General features: G+C 66.5%; 13 protein-coding genes. 11 read left to right on the top strand and 2 right to left on the bottom strand.

All coding sequences use genetic code 11. The features are described from left to right. Window positions 1-382: 382 nt before the first annotated feature. The 8 genes from H5T74_07675 (at window position 383) to H5T74_07640 (ending at window position 7,799) form a co-directional block, all read left to right on the top strand. Complete coding sequence (locus H5T74_07675) at window positions 383-1,405, top strand: alpha/beta fold hydrolase (GenBank protein ID MBC7230252.1); 1,023 nt, start codon at window positions 383-385, stop codon at window positions 1,403-1,405. 3 nt (window positions 1,406-1,408) lie between these two features. Next, window positions 1,409-2,563, top strand: coding sequence for an alpha/beta hydrolase (locus tag H5T74_07670; protein MBC7230251.1), 1,155 nt, complete (start codon window positions 1,409-1,411; stop codon window positions 2,561-2,563). Between the two features lie 49 nt (window positions 2,564-2,612). Beyond that, entirely contained in the window at window positions 2,613-3,431 is an 819-nt protein-coding gene (locus tag H5T74_07665) for an MBL fold metallo-hydrolase (GenBank protein MBC7230250.1), read from the top strand. A 25-nt stretch (window positions 3,432-3,456) separates the two neighbouring features. After that, window positions 3,457-3,903 (top strand): SRPBCC domain-containing protein, encoded by a 447-nt coding sequence (locus H5T74_07660; protein MBC7230249.1) that lies wholly within the window; start codon window positions 3,457-3,459, stop codon window positions 3,901-3,903. Window positions 3,904-4,145: 242 nt separating this feature from the next. Then, complete coding sequence (locus tag H5T74_07655; protein ID MBC7230248.1) at window positions 4,146-5,204, top strand: 4Fe-4S binding protein; 1,059 nt, start codon at window positions 4,146-4,148, stop codon at window positions 5,202-5,204. Between the two features lie 39 nt (window positions 5,205-5,243). Continuing rightward, a complete protein-coding gene (locus H5T74_07650; GenBank protein ID MBC7230247.1) occupies window positions 5,244-5,843 on the top strand; it encodes a TetR/AcrR family transcriptional regulator in 600 nt (199 codons plus the stop codon). 153 nt (window positions 5,844-5,996) lie between these two features. Next, window positions 5,997-7,022, top strand: coding sequence for a hypothetical protein (locus H5T74_07645; protein ID MBC7230246.1), 1,026 nt, complete (start codon window positions 5,997-5,999; stop codon window positions 7,020-7,022). A 54-nt stretch (window positions 7,023-7,076) separates the two neighbouring features. Next, window positions 7,077-7,799: a 4-vinyl reductase gene (locus H5T74_07640; protein ID MBC7230245.1), complete on the top strand. Its 723-nt coding sequence runs from the start codon at window positions 7,077-7,079 to the stop codon at window positions 7,797-7,799. 386 nt (window positions 7,800-8,185) lie between these two features. On the opposite strand, the gene H5T74_07635 is transcribed toward H5T74_07640, so the two are convergent. Together H5T74_07635 and H5T74_07630 are read right to left on the bottom strand one after the other, a co-directional pair. Beyond that, entirely contained in the window at window positions 8,186-10,735 is a 2,550-nt protein-coding gene (locus tag H5T74_07635) for a PAS domain S-box protein (GenBank protein ID MBC7230244.1), read from the bottom strand. A gap of 307 nt (window positions 10,736-11,042) precedes the next feature. Further along, window positions 11,043-12,665, bottom strand: a complete 1,623-nt coding sequence (locus H5T74_07630; GenBank protein MBC7230243.1) for an NAD(P)/FAD-dependent oxidoreductase — start codon at window positions 12,663-12,665, stop codon at window positions 11,043-11,045. Window positions 12,666-12,968: 303 nt separating this feature from the next. On the opposite strand from H5T74_07630, the gene H5T74_07625 reads away from it, so the two are divergent. The 3 genes from H5T74_07625 to H5T74_07615 all read left to right on the top strand — a co-directional run bounded on the left by H5T74_07625 (window position 12,969) and on the right by H5T74_07615 (window position 17,196). After that, the gene (locus H5T74_07625) at window positions 12,969-14,513 is read left to right on the top strand and encodes an amidohydrolase family protein (GenBank protein MBC7230242.1); all 1,545 of its coding nucleotides are present in this window, start codon (window positions 12,969-12,971) and stop codon (window positions 14,511-14,513) included. Between the two features lie 267 nt (window positions 14,514-14,780). Then, on the top strand, window positions 14,781-15,626 hold the full coding sequence (locus tag H5T74_07620; GenBank protein MBC7230241.1) for a 1-acyl-sn-glycerol-3-phosphate acyltransferase: 846 nt from the start codon (window positions 14,781-14,783) through the stop codon (window positions 15,624-15,626). A 175-nt stretch (window positions 15,627-15,801) separates the two neighbouring features. Further along, window positions 15,802-17,196 (top strand): hypothetical protein, encoded by a 1,395-nt coding sequence (locus H5T74_07615; GenBank protein MBC7230240.1) that lies wholly within the window; start codon window positions 15,802-15,804, stop codon window positions 17,194-17,196. Window positions 17,197-17,333 lie beyond the last annotated feature (137 nt).

Below are 17,333 nucleotides of genomic sequence, written 5' to 3'. Positions count from 1 at the left end.
TTCCCCCATAACGCAGTATTCTCCCAAGTGAACCAGGTTCATCCTGGCTTTAAGCCGCCTTGACACGGCCGGGGTGGTGTGATAATCATAGCCTGCTGGAAGTGAATGAGTCATCACTCATAAACAGGGCCTTAAACGCGTGGGACGATGACTCGCTCCGACCTTACCCCACGGGATGTCTCGCCCCCGTCCGTCGCGGGGAGGAAACCGCCCTCGCAAAGACGGGTCGAGACGAAGAGGGGGATGAGGTCGGCATGATCGGAACCGCCTGTGCTGCTCGAGCGTGAGAACGGCGAAGGGAAGCCTGAACGGAAGAAGAGACGAGATCGGCATGCACGCGGCGACTCGAGTCCAGGACCGGGATTGGCGAAGGGAGGTCGAGGTGAGCAAGGTGAAGAAGGCCGCGGGCGCGGCGGCGGCGGGACTCGCGGGATGGGCGGCCTACAGCTACGCCATGATGAACAGGAAGGTGCCCTCGGAAGAGGAGGCTAGGGCCTATGCCGCGTCCCTCCTCATCAGGGTGGGCATGGGAGACCTCTACGGCACCTGGGAGGAGGAATGGCTCGAGCTGGGGGACCGCAGGCTGGCCCTCTATCACTTCCGCAGCCAGCCGGGGGACCCGGCGATGGTCTTCGTGCCCGGGACCAGCGTTTACGCCCTGCTCTACACCGAGTTCATGCACAAGCTGAGCCGGCAGGGCTTCAACGTGGTGGGCTTCGACCCCCGCGGCCACGGCATGAGCAGCGGCAAGCGGGGGGTGTACACCCTGGGCCAGCTGGCCGAGGACGCCCTGGCGGTCATCGACCACGCCATCGGGACCTACGGGGACCGGGTGGCGGTCTCCGGCTCCAGCCAGGGAGGCATGGTCGCCTTCTACTGCGCGGCGGCGGAACCCCGCCTCAAGGCCGCCGTCTGCCACAACGTCATCGCCCCCGACGAGCCGGACAACGAGAGGATGACCCGCCGGCCCGGGATGTTCAAGCCCCTGATGCCCCTCCTGCCCGCCTTCAAGCCGCTGATGGACTCGCCGCTGGGGGAGCTGATGATCCCGGTGACCCTCTACCTCGACCTCAAGGCCGAGCCCAGCCGCATCATCCCGGACGTCTTGCGCTTCCTCAAGGAAGACCCGCTGGCGTTGACCGCGGTGAGCCTGCGCGCCCTCCATTCCCTCCCCACCACCCCCATGGCCCGCAGGGTGGAGGACATCGCCGTCCCGGTGATGGTGGTACACGCCGGGCGAGACAACATCTTCCCCGAGGACTACGTGCGCCGGGTGTACGACCGTCTGACCTGCGAGAAGGAGTTCCTCTACCTGGAGGACAAGCCACACCTGGTGATGACGGACTACGTGGACGAGATCGTCCCGCCCATAGCGGCCTGGCTCGCGAAGATGATGGAGGGATGAGAGGTGCATCCGGCGTCGGTCGCGAAGGACCTCTTCACCACCCTCTGCCTCGTCTCCGGGCAGACGGAGCGGGCGGCGCAGCGGCTGGGGGTGCGCTTCTTCCTGCCGCAGCTCTTCCGCCTGCGCTACGCCAACATGGGGGGCATCGACCCCGACCTTTTCGCCGGGCAGCTCGACGGCCTGAGGTCCTTCGAGGAGACAGCCTGGTGCGGTTACTGGAACGCCATCGCGGCGGAGTGTGAAGAGAAAGCGGAGAAGCTGCTGTCGCGGGGAGGCGAGGAAGGCGGGCAGGAGGCTATCAGGCTTCTGATCCAGGCGATGACCTATTACACCGTGAGCGCCTTCCCCGGCGACACGCCCCTGAGGATGCAGGCCTACCGCAAGGCCAGGGAGCTGTTCGAGCGCGGCACCCCCATGTTGGACGACCGCATGGAGAAGGTGGTGATCGAGGCGGCGGGGGAGACGGTGGAGGGATACGCGCGCTTCCCGGAAGGGGAGGGAAAGGTCCCCATGGTCATCGTCACCAACGGTCTCGAGGGCACGGTGCAGGAGCTCGCCCTGCCGTTGCTCGTCTACCGTGACGCCGAGATCGGCGTCTTCCTCATGGAGATGCCCGGGACCTACGCTTACCGGCAGCCCATGTCCGGGGAATCGGAGGAGATCTACCACCGGGTCATCGATCACTTCTCCTCCCACCCCAGGGTCGACTCCGAGCGCGTGGCCATGGTGGGCACGAGCTTCGGGGGATACTGGTCGGCGCGCATGGCGGCGGTGAGCGGCAGGTTGTGCTGCGCCGTGGCCTGCGGGGCTCCCCTGCACCACGCCTTCGGGCCGGGCAATTCCCTGGGCACCCCGGAGATCATCGTCTCGGCGCTCAAGAAGGTCACCGGAGCCGCGAGTCTCAGGGAGATGGCCGCGCGGCTGGACGAGCTCTCTTTCGAGAGGAACGGCCTCTGGCGGCGTATCGAGATCCCCCTCCTGGTCATCAACGGGGACCGCGACACCCTGCTGGGGACGAAGGACTCCATCCTGCTCGCCACCCGGGCGCCGCACGGCCTGCTCAAGCTCTACGAGGACGACGACCACTGCGCCATGGGTCATTACCGCGAGTGGCTGGACCTCACCTTCGCGTGGCTGCAGGCGCAGTTCTCACGCTAATGCCGGAACTTTCGCCCCGCGGCGAAGGGATAAACAGGAGGAAGGCTTGATGAAGGTGCGCTTTCTCAACTGCGGGACCATGTACCCGCGCATCGCGCCGCTGCTCTCGGCCATGCAGGACCGCAGCTGCTGCATATGCATGCTCATCGAGACGGGGAACGGCCTGGTGCTGGTGGACACGGGCTTCGGGACCGCCGATATGCGGGATCCCGGCCGCCTGGGGTCCCGCGCCAACCTGCTCCTCAACGTCCGTACCGATCCCTCGCTGCCGGCGGTAGAGCAGATCGCGCGCCTGGGACTCGATCCCGCGCGGGTCACCGACGTCATCTGCACCCACCTGGACCGGGACCACGCCGGGGGGCTTCCCGATCTCCCCCGTGCGCGGGTGCACGTGCTGGCGGCGGAGCTTGAAGCGGCGCGGAACCCCGCGGGCGCCATGGAGAGGGACCGCTACCGCGAGTGCCACTTCGCCCACGGTCCGGAGTGGGTGACCTACGACACCGTCTCCGCGCAGGACTGGTTCGGTCTGGAGTGCGTGCGGGAACTGCCCGGGCTGCCGCGCGAGATCCTGCTGGTGCCGTTTCCCGGGCACACGCGCGGCCATTGCGGGGTGGCGGTGGACACGGGGGAGGGCTGGATCCTGCACTGCGGGGACGCCTACTACGTCAAGGAGGAGCTGCGGGAGGTGGGCAAGGCCCCCATCGGCGTGAGGGCTTTCAGGCGCGTCGCCCACCGCGACCATGCCCGGGCCATGGAGACCGTCGGGCGCATCCGGCGGCTCCTGCGGGAGCACGGCGAGGAGGTGCGCGCCGTCGCCTCCCACGACCAGTTCGAATACCGCGCCCTGTTCGGCAGGCCTCTCGATTGAGGCGGGAGAGGGAAAGGAAGGCGCCATGTTTAATAAGGAAAATATGGAAACGGAGATCGAGATCGACGCGGCGGCGGAACGCGTCTGGGAAGTGCTTACCGACCTCGCTTCATATCCGCAGTGGAACCCCATGATCAGGCGGGCCTCAGGCGAGTTGCGCGTGGGGTCCATGCTCAAGGTGTGCTTCGAGCCGGAGGGAAGCCGGGGCTACAATTTCCGGTCCAGGCTCACGGTGGTGGACCCGGGACGGGAGCTGCGCTGGCTGGGATGGCCGCGCCTGCCGGGGCTTTTCGGCTTCGACCATTACTGGACCATGGAGGAGACGCCCGACGGAAAGACCCGTCTGAGGCACGGCGCCTCCGCCTTCGGCTTGGCGGCTCCCCTGCTCGGCAAAGCGATGTTGCGCTCATCGAGGAAACCTTTCGAGGCCATGAACCGCGCCCACAAGCGCCGCGCGGAAGAAGGCGGGTGACGCATCCCCTTCCTGGCTGCCGGAGGCGTCAAAAGAGGGGAGCCCCAGTTCCCCGGAGCCCTCCGTTCTTAAGCGTGCAAGCGCGGCCTTACGGCACAAGCGACATGTGGCCTATGGAATCGTGAGCCCAAGCATGTCCGCCGCCGTACATTGCCCTCTCGCAGGTGACTAATATTATTAGTATAATATTATAAACATAATATTAGTGAGGGCCGGAAAGGCCCGCGGAAAGGGAGGAAGAGATGAGCGGACAGGTCTACGAGGAACTGGCGCGTCACCTGGACAAGGCGGTGGCGGGCGTGCCCATGTCCCCCACGCTACTGGAGATACTCAAGATACTCTATCCCGGTGAGGAGGCGGAGGTGGCCCTGAAGCTGGCCATCTACGAGAACCGCACCCTGGCCGACGTGGAGGCGGCGCTGCCGGAAAAGGCCGGAAGGCTGGAGGAGATCCTGGACGCCATGGCCCACCGCGGCACCGTGTTCACGGAGCAGAAGCCGGGAAAGGAGAGAATCTACCGCCTGCTCCCCAGCATCGTCGGCTTCGTGGAGGTGCCCTTCCTGGACGGGCTGGACACGCCCGTCAAACGCGAGCTCTCGCGCCTGTGGAAGGAATACATAGACGAGGGCTTCGGCGAGGAGATGGCCCGGGGCATCCCCCTCATCCGGGTGGTGCCCATCGCGGAGACCCTCGAGGACGCCTCCCAGGTCCTTCCATATGACGCCCTGGCCGAGAAGGTGAGGGAAGCCTCCTTCATCGCCGTGGGCCACTGCCCCTGCCGCCAGATCGGCAAATACACCGGCGAGGGATGCGACCGGCCCACCGAGCGCTGCATGCACTTCGGCAGCCTGGGTCGCTACATGGTGGAGATGGGCAAGGCGCGCGAGCTGACCGCGGACGAGGCGCTGGCCATGCTCAGGGCCGCCACCGAGGAAGGCCTGGTCCACGTCTGCGACAACCTTGAGGGCAGCCTGCGCACCATCTGCAACTGCTGCCCCTGCTGCTGCGGGTTCTTCCGCGTGCGGTCGGAGCGGGGACTCCTGACCTACGCGCGCTCCAATTACGTGGCGTGCGTGGAGAGCGACGACTGTGTCGGCTGCGGCACCTGCGTGGACAGGTGCCCGGTCAGGGCCGTATCCCTGGTCGACGACGTCGCGGTGGTGGACGCGGAGCTGTGCATCGGCTGCGGCGTATGCGCGCCGACCTGCGAGGGCGACGAGGCCATCAGGCTCAGGCCGCGCGAGGAGGCCAGCCCGCCCCCGGACCTGCAGTCCTTCCTGGCCGCGCGTATGAAGGGTTGAGTCCCGGACGGGGAGCCGGTGCGAAAGAGGAGGTTCGCCTTGAGCAACGCGAAGGCGGAGAGGAAGGAGAGAAGCCGGGAGAGGATACTCACGTCGGCGGGAACCCTCATGCGGGAGAAAGGCATCTCCGGCGCCAGCGTAGCGGAGGTGATGGAGGGCGCCGGCATGACCGTGGGCGGCTTCTACGCCCACTTCGCCTCCAAGCGGTCCCTGATGGCGGAGGCCCTGCGGGATGCCTTCCGCAGGTCCCGCGCCCTCCTCGCGGCGAGCGCCGGGGAGAGGAAGGGGAGCGAGTGGGTCAACGCCGTGGCCAGGAGCTACCTGTCGCGGCAGCACCGTGACAACCCGCACCTGGGATGCCCCCTGCCCGCCACACTGGGCGAGGTGGCGCGGGAGGATGCCGAGTTGCGGGAGGCGCTGGCGGAGGAGATCGGGGAGAGCGTGGAGGAGATGGCTTCGCGCCTGCGCGAGGCGGGAGCGGATAACCCGCGGGACGAGGCGCTGGCCGTGCTCTCGACCATGGTCGGAGGCCTCACCCTGGCCCGGGCGCTCAAGGGGAACGCCCTCTCCGACCAGGTCCTGCTGGCCTGCCGCCGCCACATCGAGCGCTGCCTTTACGGGATGCGACAAGCCCGATAAGCCCCCGATACACGCCCGTCCCGGGTTTCGCGGCCGGCGTCTAGAGCATGCGGCTGACGCGGGCACCGTGCCGGGCCGGAGAGCTCTGTCCCCCCCGTCGTAGTAATATATACGCGGCATCTTGGCGGCGGTGCGTGAAGAGGGGGGATGGCCATGAGAGCTTTCCGGTTCTGCGCGGCGGCGCTCGTGCTCGCGGGGCTGCTGGCCGGATGTGGGGGCGGGCAAGAGGTGAAGCGGCAGGTCTGGGAGTTTGACGACCCCTCCGCCTTCGCGTTCGACGCCGGCCTGATCAGCGTGAACGACGGCGGCGATTCCCTGGCCGAGCTGAAAAGGCTGCCCGACGACGCCTTCTGGACCGCCACTTACGAGCACCCCCTTCCGGAGCAGGCGCCCGAGTACCACCAGGGGGCTTTCGACCCCGCGGGCAACCTGGTGGTCGTCGGCTCCAACACCGACATGCCGCAGAGGCCGATCACCGGCCAGTTGATGGTCGCCAAGTACGGCGCGGACGGGCAGCTCCTGCCGGGCTGGCCGCAGATCTACGGGCAGGACGGCGTGCGCAACTGCAGCCCTCCCGACGCCTGGCGTGGGGGCGTGGACGGCGCGGGCGCCATCGCCGCCGCCTTCATCGCCGCCGCCGCGCCCCCCGTGGTCCTGACCTTGCGTTACGGGCAGGACGGTTCCCTCGCCGGCGGCTTCCCCAGGACGGTGGCCAGGGAAGGCTACCTGGTGGGCACGCGTTCCTGCCTTGTCGACGGGGAGGGCAACATCTATACCCTGGGTTTCTCCTACCTGGCGGGCAACGAGGATGTCGGGCACACCACCTTCATCGTCAAGTATCCGCCCGGCGCCTACGCCGCCGCCGGACCCTCCCTGGTCACCCGGGAGGGCGTCGCCTATACGAGGCTCACCGGGTTCGCTGAGACCCTGGGCGAGGGCAGCGAGGGCGCGGTGCTCTACCAGCTCTCACCGGATGGCGAGACCTGGTATTACCACGACGGGGAGCGCTGGAGCGAGGCCGCGACCAGCAGGGAGGCCAACCTCGCTTCGGAGGTGGAGAGCCACATCGGCGATTTCGCGGCCCAGGCCGGGAGCGGCACCCTGCACGTCAGGGTCTTCCTGGTCGGCGACGGAAACCAGGCGGTGCGCTTGGACGCGGTGAGCGTGGAATACGAGTGAGGGAACGATCCCAGCGGGAGCAGATCCGCCGCCGGGCGAGGGAGGAGGAGAAGGATGTTCGTGGGGATCAAGCTGCGCATGGCCTTGGCCGCGCTGGAGTTCGCGGACAGACATCCGCGGTTTGTCAGGTATTTCCTGCGACCCGTGGCCAACGCGCCGCTGCTCTCTGGGCTGCTCCCGGTCCTGCCCCGCGCCTATATGGGGTCTACCGCCTTCGAGATCCACGACGTGGACGCGGAGAAGGGACGCATCGGTATCGGCGGCGTGGACGAGGTGCTCTTCGGTTCGGAGATCGTCGAGATCCTCCACCACGTGTTGGGGGAGGCGGCGGGAGCGGAGAAGGAGCGCTACCTCTACGAGATCGGCTACCAGGCCGGCTTCAAGGAGGCGACCTACGCCCTGGAGCAGGGACGCTGGGCCCCGAAGATCCTGGTCCCCCTGGTCACCAGCGCCGGGCTCATCGACAGGGTGCGCTCCGACCCCAGGATGGCCCGCTTCCTGGATCACGTGGAGACCATGGTGGCGCGGCTGATCCTCAACGAGGGAGGATGGGGCCGCATCGCGGAATTCGACTACCGCTCCCGCCCCATCCGGGTGACCCTGCTCAACTCCCAGGAGGCGGCGTGGCTGCCGCCCTCGGGCGAGCCGGTGTGCCACATCTTCGCGGGGCTGGTGGCCGGCCATGTCAGCGCCATCACCGGCGAGAGGCTGGAGGCCAGGGAGGTGGCCTGCGCGGCCGCGGGCGCCGAGGCGTGCGTGTTCGAGATCGACCGGTGAAGGGCAAAATCCAAGGGGTCAAACCCAAGGGGTCAGGCCCGGAATTTGGATCGAGACCCATTGATCGAAGGAATCAAGCACAAGAAGTTGATAATTAGGGGCCGCTCCGAAAAAACCTTAGATAAGCGATATGTGGTGTCTTGGTGGCGAAGAGCTGTTCTCATTCTCGGTGGCGTCTCGTCCGCAAGACATGAACGACTGACCCCTCTGACAAACAGCTATCCTGACTGAGGGCGGTCCATGATCCAAAATCCGGGCCTGACCCCCTGGACGCCTATTTGCGCGCGGTGTCCGGGGCGGCCGAGAGGGTGAGCCCGGCGGTGGTGAACATAGCGGTCACCCAGCGCGCGCAGGGGCGCCGCAGGCGGCCTGGGCTTCCCATCGGCTCAGGGGATGGTGAAGCGGAAGATGGACCCCCCGCCCTCGCGGTGCTCGTGCCAGATGCGGCCTCCGTGCCCCTGCACGATCTCGCGGGCGATGTACAGGCCCAGCCCCATGCCCTGGGATGAGCGGCGCAGGGTGTCCTCCACCTGGTGGAAGCGCTCGAAGATGAGCTCGCGCTCGCCCTCCGGGACACCCACCCCGTGGTCCATAACCGAGACCAGCAAGCCCTCGTCCCGTTCCTCCACCGTCACGTCGATGGTGGAGCCAGGCGGAGAATGCTCGCAGGCGTTGTCCATGAGTATGACCATTAAGCGGTCGATCTTCTCGGGGTCCAGATCGCGCGGCGCCGGAGAGTCCTCCACCCTCAGCTCGAAGCGGTAGGCGGGCCATTTCTCCCGCATCTCGCCCACCGCCGCGGCCACCACCTCCGCGGGCGCCACGAGGTGCTTTTTCAGCTCCAACCGGCCCCTCTCGATGCGCGAGACGTCCAGGAGCTCCTTGATCAACGCATCCATGCGGTCCGCGCCCTGGTTGACGATGTCCAGGAACTCGCGGCGCTGTCCCTCCTCAAGGCGGTCTCCGTAGTCTCTCAGGGTCAGGGCGTAACCCTTCATGAGGGTTATGGGGTGTCTCAGCTCGTGGCTGGCCACGTCCAGGAAGTCCTTGATCCCCTGCTCATAAGCCAGGCGCTCCTCCTCGACGGAGAGGACGTGCGCGAGGGTCCCCAGGAGAGAGAGGTCATCCTCGTCCAGGGCCCCCCTTGCTTTATCCATGAGGAACAGGCAGCCCCTGCTCCTGCCTCCTGCGGTTACGGGATGGCCGGCGAAGAACCTGGGCCGGTGCCTCACCGCCAGAGGCGAGGTGTCCACGAACCCCTCGGAGGCGATATCCCCTATCACCACGGGCCCCCGGAGGCCCTTGGCGATGATGTCGAAGGCGAGGTAGCGGTCCGCGTCCTCGACGGGACGCGGGGTGGCGGAGGCATCCTCGCTGGTGAAGAGGAGATAGCCGCCGCGCCCGGCGCGCATGTATCCCGCCAGGTCCACCTCCAGCAGCTCCCTTGCCGCGAGCACGACGTTCTTCATGTTCCGGTTGCTGTCCGCCACCTGACCCATAAAGAGGCGGTTGAGGCGGGAGACCCTCTCCCGTGCCCTGGCCTGGTCGCTCACGTCCCGGGCGTTGATGACTATGCCCTCGACCCCGGGGTCTTCAAGCATGTTGTAGGCGAGCACCTCGAAGTGCCGCCATCTTCCGGCGCTGTCGCGGTAACGGAAAGCGACGCGCTCTATCCCAGCCGGTGTCAGCAGCAGGCGAGCGAAAGTCTGCATCACCTTCTCCAGGTCATCGGGATGCACCAGCTCGAAGGCGTTACGCGCGAGGAAATAGCCGCGCTCGTAGCCGAGGATCCTCTGCACCGCGGGGCTCTCGTAGGTGACGGTGCCCTCGCGGTCGATGATGACCACTATGTCCAGCGCGTTCTCGATCAGGGACTGGAAACGCTCCTCGCTGCGCTCCAGGCGGTCGAGCATGGCGTTGATGGATGAGGCGAGATGGGAGATCTCGTCCTTTCCCTCCGCTCCCACGCGCGCGCCGGCGTCCGCCGATCTTCCTATCGCGGCCACCTCCGAGTTGAGAAGGGCAAGCCGCGAGAGCACCATCCTCTCCATGACCAGGAACATCGCCGCGCCGAAGAGGAGGAAGGAGGCGAGGAGGAAGAGTGCGTACCAGAGGAGGGTGTTGATCCCCTGCCGGTGGATGTTGCGCGGGAGCTCGGCCTTGATCACCAGCGCTGGTTCCCCACGCAGGTCCTCTATCAGCATGTAGCCGGCGATGCGCCCGGCGGCGGGGGAGAGGGTCACGGTATCCTCCCCCTCCAGCAGCCTCGCCCGCGCACGTTCGAGATCCAGCGGCATCCCCTCGCCCGCCACGGGCACGATGTCCAGGTCCTGGTGGCTTATCTCGGCCAGACGCAGCACCTCCTCCTCGTCCAGCAGGCGTCCCATGACCAGGGTGCCCCTGGGCGGACCCTCTCCGGCGCTGGTGAGGATGGGCTCCGCCGCGAGGAGCAGTGGCCCTTCCGAGAGCGAAAGCACTCCCGCCGCCCGCCTGCCCTCCCCCGTGTCCTGCGTCGCGCCCAGCACGGGCTCGAGGGCGGGGAGGAGGTCCGGGTAGAGGGGCAGGAGGCCGCGGCTTGCGGCGTCGTAGCGTTTGCCGAAGACCAGCTCGCCCCGCGTGTCCAAAAAAGCGATGACGTCGAGGCGCAGGTTCTCGAATACCCCAGGGGTGAGGTTGGAGGATATGAAGTACTGGTTGCGGTCGGCCATGAAGGCATAGGCGTCGTCCCACACGGCCCAGTCGCGGAGCACGGTGTCGATGTTCCGGAGGTCGTCTTCGAAGACGTTCCTGGCGCGGAGCACCTCGTCGACGGCGTCGTCATGCTCCAGGCGTCCGAAGCTCCCCATGATGAACAGCCAGGAGGAGAAACACAGCACGGCTAGAAGGACCAGGAATATCCCCAGCAGGATAAGGGCGGTCTTTCTCCTCAAAGACAACCTGCACCCTCCTCTTCCATCACCCTGCCCGACATCCTCCAGCTGCCGCGAGCCGCGACGCGGCGCTGATCCCACCGTTGCCCGCAAACACGACCGTTCCTCATGAACGATCGGATCCATAATGTAATTATAGTCTTTAATAGTCTTTACGAGGCGTGCTCACGATGATTTCCACGAAGCGTTGTTTAGGATGGTGTCTGACCGGGATGGCACAGAGGTCTTCCCGTGCCGCTCGGACGGCGTGACGTGAATGGGATATATTACCACATTAGGATCAGAACCCACGCAATCGAACAAGAGACCGGTTCTACACCGGGATGCGCATCTCGTCAACGGGGCCGGCGCCGGCGAGGAGATACGCGGCGGCCTTGAGCCCGGAGAGCATGGCGGAGGGGACGCCGCCCAGGGCGAGCAGGGAGAAGGCCTGGTGCCCAGCCATGTAGAGCCCCGCGATGGGGGTGCGCACCAGCTCCTTCTCCTCCCGTCCCTTACCCGCCTTCCTCTCCCAGGACCAGCCGGCCACCGCGCCCTCGCTGCGCCCTCCCCTTTCCTCGAAGGTGAGGGGGGTGGCCACGTCCATGTACACCACGGCGTCCGCCAGCCCGGGAGCGATGTTTGACGCCTCCTCGATGAGGACACCGGCCAGAGCCGTCTTGTAGGCGAAGTAGCCCCGCGAGCGCCTTCCGCGCCTCGGCCGGAGCCTTGCGAAGTGCCGGTGGGGCGCGGACGTCCTGATGACCATGACGGAGTGGCCGGGCGGGGCGAGGGAGGGGTCGTCCCGGGAGAGCAGGGCGATCTCCATCTCCTCGCCCGCAAGGGAACGGGGGTCGATCTCTGGGGCCCCCCAGTCCGGACCGCCCGCGGGAGGTCCCTCTCCCTCCTGGCGGCGGTGGATGATGCGGCTCGCCTCGCCGTAGGCGGACAGGTCTACGCGTGACTCGTCCAGCCCCAGGCAGACCTGGAGATTTGAGGGAGTCAAGCGCGCGGAGAAGACGTCGCGGCGCAGTCCTTCCGGCACCGCCTCGCGGGGGAGGAGATGGAGGAAGGTGGTCTTGAAGTCGGCGTTGCTGATCACCGCCCCCGCCTCGATCCTCGTCCCGTCCTCCAGCAGGACGCCGCTGGCCTTTCCTCTGTCCACCGTGATCCCGGCGACGCGGGTGTTGAGCGACAAGCGGCCTGCCGGCGATCCTCCCGATGCGAAAGTCGCCGGTTTTTCCGCGGTGCGGATGGGAAGGGGATCGCAGCGCCCGCCGCTTCCCTCCGCGTGCGCCTGGCTAGGGTTCCAACCCAGGCGCCCGGCAAGGAGGTCGCACAGACCGTGCATGCCCATGAGAGGGTAGTGGATACCTCTCTCGCACAATAGAGACCACATGGAGGAGAGGAGAGCCAGGTCTGAGTATGGCTCACGGCTGCCCATACCTCCAAGTATGCGCCGCAGTCTCCAGTCCTTGATGAGGCCGGAAAGATAGGCGGCGGCATCAACCGCTTCGCCCCGCCTGGTGCGGGACGCCCCCTCCCCGGCCAGGCGTTCCTGGAGGCGGGAGAGATTGCGCATGTGGCCGAAGAACCTGCTTATCCCGGCTTCCTCGTCTGGAAAGAGTTCGCTCAGCCTGGTTATCATCTCCCGGTAGGGCAGGGAGAGGGGGACGCGCATCCCGAAGGCCGTGAGCTGGTAGTGGACGCGCCGTGTCTCAAGCTCTCTCGTGATACCTGCGTCGTTCAGGGCGTCCTTCACCAGTTGGGGAGAGCTGAAACCCAGGGGACCCATGGGGAAGAGGAATCCCCGGCGCCGGTAGAGGTAGGCGGTGCCTCCGGGGTGTGCTTCCGCCTCCAGGACCAGTACCGAAAGCCCCTCGTGTAACAGGCGGGCGGCGGCGGTAAGCCCTCCCAGTCCCGCTCCTATGATCACGGCGTCGAGCCTGCCGCCCAAATCGCCCTCCTCGCTTTCTCTCCCTGACCCGCAACGAAGGGCCAGGAGATCCGGAGATCTCACGGCCTGGAAGCCCTCGGGAACCGTCACCCAGGATGATTATGGACCGTGAGGCCTGTGCTTAAACTCCGTTCCGAGCGGTCTTGGAGTGGCCGCCCCCCTTGACGCGGCGTCCATCATGGGGCCGCTGCCGCGGTGGGCAACGCGGCCCCTTCGCCGGCGGTCGCATCTCCAGGGTGGAGGCCGGAGAGAGCCGCAGTGATAGAATAAAGGAAAGCAAGAGGAAAAGAAGGGGTGATACATATGCGTTTCTCACCGGCAAGGATGGCGAAGCTCGCGGCCGCGGGGGCGCTCATGGCGGCCATCGAACCGTTTCTGGCGGAACGCCGCATGCGCAGCGACAGGCGCCCTGCGGAGGTGTGGTCGCCGCCCCGGGGGGAAGGATACCTCATCCGGAACGCGGAGATCGTGGACGTGCTCACCGGCGCGGTGCTCCACAGGCGCGGGATCCTGGTGAGGGACGGCCGCATAGAGGATATCCTTACCGAGAAAAAGGCCGCGGAGATCGGCGGCATGACCTCTCTGGACGCGGGCGGGCGTTTCGTCATCCCGGGCCTCATCAACGCCCACTGCCACATGATCCTCACCTCCACGCTGCGTTTCGGCCCCCAGGTGGTCTCGGCGGCGGTGAGGCAGTTCGAGCGCAACTTCGAGGAATGCATCACCCATGGCGTGACCACGGTCAGGGACGTGGGCACCCTGCCACTGCAGATGCGGAGGTTCATGGAGGCGGTGGAGGGGGGCAGGCTTCTGGGCCCGAGGGTTGTGCACGCGGGTTCGTTCATCAACGCTCCCGGCGGCTATCCGGACTTCCTTCCCCCGTTGCCGGGACCGGTGGCGCGGAAGGTGGGGGAGTTCGGGTTCGCCGTGAGGACTCCCGCCGAGGCGGTGGAGGCGGTGGAGAGGAACGCGGAGCTCGGTGCCTCCTTTATCAAGACCGCCTTCGACGACCGTTCCCTCTTCGTGGGCCAGAAGCCGCTGAACATCCTGGACGACGCCTCCCTGCGCGCGCTGGTGGAGGCGGCGCACGCGCGGGGGATGAAGGTCTCCGTGCACCACCGCTTCCGCAGGGGGTTCCAGCGCGCCCTTGAGTTCGGGGTTGACGGACTCGAGCATCTCCCCTCCGACCAGCTCCTGGAGGCCCGCGAGGTGGAGGAGTTCACGGCTGGAGAACGCTTCATCGTGCCCACGGTACAGGTGGGATGGGCGCTCTGCGGGGCGAGCCATGCCGACCCCTATCTGGACCATCCCCTGGTGAGGCAGGCTCTGGCACACCGGCTGGAGGTGGTGAGGACCCTGTATCCCGCTATGTGCGAGCCGGCCATCCACCGCGAGCTCCTGCGCTTCGAGAAGCGTTACCGCGATCCCGGATACACCGAGAGAAAGCACCTCTTGTTCACCCTGGACCCCAAGATCTTCACCGAGGCCCTGGTCAACGGACAGGAGAATCTCAACCGGCTCTACCATGCCGGGGCCCTCATCGGCTGCGGGAACGACGGGGGCACTCCCCAGGGGTTCCCGGGAGGCTTGGGCGTGGAGATGGTGCTCATGGAGTTCGCCACGGACATGACGCCGCTGCATGTCCTGCAGGCGGCGACCATCAACAACGCGCGCATCCTGGGCATGGAGGATGACCTGGGGACGGTGGCGAAAGGGAAGTTGGCCGACCTGGTGCTGCTGCACGGCAATCCCCTGGAGAACATGGAGAACGTGCTCTTCCCCGCCGCCGTGTTCAAGGAGGGCAGGCTGTTGTACGCGACCCACAACCCGGAGATGGTGCCCGCATGACCGCGCCTATCGCGAGTCCCACGCGCGCCATGGACGGATTCGTGATGCTGAAGCGCGGACACCCTTTCTCCGCGACCCCCATGCGCGCATGGACAGTGACACGAGTTGGTTTTCGCCCGGCGTGCGCGGACACCCTTTCTCCGCGACCCCCACGCGCGCCGTGGACGGATGGCGGCGCTTGACTTAATCTATTTGTGGTAGATATCGGGGGCAGGCGGGCCGAGGTAGAGATTCGGCGGCTACGGGACGAGGGAAAGGTGGCCAGGCATGTGGTGGAGGTACGTGCTCATAAGGCCCTTCTTCGCGCTGGCCGCGCGCTCTCCTAAATACGATCTCCGGGTATCCGGGGTGGAGAACGTGCCCCGCTACGGTCCCTTCATCGTGGTCTCGAATCACCAGAGCAGCCTGGATATCGTGGCCGTGGCCCTGGCCTTAAAGCCGGCGCTCGTCCACCGTCACATGTGGCCGTGGGCGAAGACGGAGATCGCGCGGGGCAAAGAAGGCCCCATGGGTTGGGCCCTCTGGAAGATCTTCGGGGTCATCCCCATCGACCGTGAAAAGAAGGACAACACCGAGGCCATCAGGCTCAGCCTGAAATACCTGCGGCGGGGAGAGCTGGTCTTCGTGTTCCCCGAGGGGACCAGGAGCAAGCCGGGAGAAGTCAAGCCCTTCCAGTTCGGGGTGGCCAACCTTGCCCGCGCCGCGCCGGCTCCTATCCTCCCCGTGGCCACCTACAGGCGCGAGGACGGGGGCATCCAGGTGAACATCGGGAAGCTTTTCACCCTCCCGCCCAAGAAGAGGATGTACGAGGTGCTGGGGGACCTGGAGGAGAAGGCGGAGGGCCGCTTCATCCAGCAGGTGGAGACGCTGCGGCAGTGGGCGGACACCGTGCCGCGGGATAGGAAGGGCATGAAGCTCATCGCCAGGATGGTGAAGATAGTCACCGATTTCGTGGAGCGACAGGACGTCTCCTTCGATCTCTTTTTCCGCCTCGCCGAGGAGGAGGACAACGAGTATATCCGCGATCGGGTCATGGAGCTGCTCCCCGAGGGATGGAAGAAACTGGAACCGGAGGGCAGGCTCAAGCCGCTCCCTTTCATAAAGAAAGAATAAGGCTTTCTTGAGCCGTCGGCGGCGCCTGAACGGACGAACCGACCGGGTTGCTGTGGATGACGATGGTTGCCGGATCTGTGGCGACAGGCCTGACCCGTATGACTGAAGGCAGCCGATCATAAGGCGGGAACACGGGAGGCTTTTCCGCGTGAGCAGAAACATCAAAGGAGGGGAAATGCTCGAGGTGATCATGGCCGAGGACGATTTCGCCTACGGGTACGCGGCGGGGAAGAAGAGAGAGCGCCTGTACCGCGGGGTGCTGCGGTATGCCATGTCGGCCTTGAGAAGACGGGGAGCGGATGCGGCGGCCGAGGCGGCGCGCGCGCGGAGGCACATGGCCCTGCTCGCGGAGCGTTACCCCGCTTATCTGGAGCGGGTGAGCGGGCTGGCGCGCGCCCTGGGCGAGGAGCCGCGCGAGGTCATGGCGGGGGGGCTGGCCCTGGCCTCCACCGCGGCCACGGGCTGCACCAACTTCGCCGCCGTGCCCCCGGCGACCTCCGACGGCAGGGTCTACGTGTCCTGGAACTTCGACCTGCCGCCCTGGATACGGCTGATCGTGGGCAGGATGCCCCTCTACGTGCGGGACATCGCGGGCTACAAGCCTTACGTATGCATGGGGCTCCCCGTCCTCTTCGGGATCGGGGTGATGAACGGGGACGGGCTCTGCTCCTGCGTGAATTCCGTGGGATCCATGGACGGGGGGGAAGGCCTGACCTTCTTCGAGCTCAACAACCTGGCCATGGAGACCCAGTCCACGGTGGACGGCGCGGTGAGCGTTTGGAGGGACAACCCCCGCGAGGTGGTGCCCGGCCTGGCGATCTCCATCATCATGAACGCAAACGACATCTTCGCGGACATGAACGGGGAGGCGGTGGTCATCGAGCATTCCCACCACCACATGGCGGTGGAGAGGGCTTCTGACCACGGAGGCGTGCTGGCCTCGGCCAACCACCACCAGTTCCTGGACCGCTCCCTCTCCGGAGGAGCGGACCCCTCCATCGAGCCCCTCATCGCCGGCTCCTTCGCCCGCCTGGCGCGCATGTGGGAGCTGCTGGACCTTTTCCGGGGCGATATCGACCACCTCACGGCGAGGATGATCACCCGGGACCACGGCCTCAACTACTCCACCTTGGCGGAGTTCGGGATGGAGCGCAGCCTCTACGACGAGCGCGTGGACGACGCCACCATATGCTGCCACCCCTGGAACTTCTTCCGCCACCTGCGGCGGCTGGAGCTGGTGGAGGCGCTGGTGGAGTTCAACGTGGCCAGGACCCTCAACAACTTCCTCATGGACCCCGCGCGCTGCACCATCTACATGACGCCGGGAAATCCCTGCCGCGAGCAGTACGTGCCGGTGTGGCTGGGGGACGCCCTGCGCATGGAGTGGGCGGACAGAGCCCGGGAGGAGATCGACTACGCACCGGAGTGGCGGCCGAAGGCCAAGGCGAGGCGCATCGACGTCTTCCGCCGTCCCCGCGCCACCAGGACCAGCGACTGGATGCGCTACATCGGCCTCGGCATCTTCCGCAGCCTGGACAACCTCCTCAGCTCCCACGTATTAAAAGAATAGGCATGGAAGAATGCATCGCGAAAGCGATTGCGCCGACCGAAGGGAGGCGCAACGGTGCCTGTGCCTGGACGGAGGCGGAGCGAGCCGGAGGCGAGCGCAGGGAGGTCCAGGCCTGGCACGTGTTCATCTGCGCACGC

Source organism: Actinomycetota bacterium (assembly GCA_014360645.1).
In the GTDB taxonomy this organism is placed as follows: Bacteria; Actinomycetota; Geothermincolia; order Geothermincolales; family RBG-13-55-18; genus Solincola_B.
The sequence above is the reverse complement of the archived record's forward strand: the minus strand, read 5'-3'. Positions and strand labels throughout refer to the sequence as shown.

What these genes read in the sequence shown, in the direction of transcription:
- H5T74_07665 (MBC7230250.1), top strand. Translation starts at nt 2,613, where the DNA reads ATGAAGGTGCGCTTTCTCAACTGCGGGACCATGTACCCGCGCATCGCG.
- H5T74_07660 (MBC7230249.1), top strand. Translation starts at nt 3,457, where the DNA reads ATGTTTAATAAGGAAAATATGGAAACGGAGATCGAGATCGACGCGGCG.
- H5T74_07655 (MBC7230248.1), top strand. Translation starts at nt 4,146, where the DNA reads ATGAGCGGACAGGTCTACGAGGAACTGGCGCGTCACCTGGACAAGGCG.
- H5T74_07645 (MBC7230246.1), top strand. Translation starts at nt 5,997, where the DNA reads ATGAGAGCTTTCCGGTTCTGCGCGGCGGCGCTCGTGCTCGCGGGGCTG.
- H5T74_07640 (MBC7230245.1), top strand. Translation starts at nt 7,077, where the DNA reads ATGTTCGTGGGGATCAAGCTGCGCATGGCCTTGGCCGCGCTGGAGTTC.
- H5T74_07625 (MBC7230242.1), top strand. Translation starts at nt 12,969, where the DNA reads ATGCGTTTCTCACCGGCAAGGATGGCGAAGCTCGCGGCCGCGGGGGCG.
- H5T74_07620 (MBC7230241.1), top strand. Translation starts at nt 14,781, where the DNA reads ATGTGGTGGAGGTACGTGCTCATAAGGCCCTTCTTCGCGCTGGCCGCG.
- H5T74_07615 (MBC7230240.1), top strand. Translation starts at nt 15,802, where the DNA reads ATGCTCGAGGTGATCATGGCCGAGGACGATTTCGCCTACGGGTACGCG.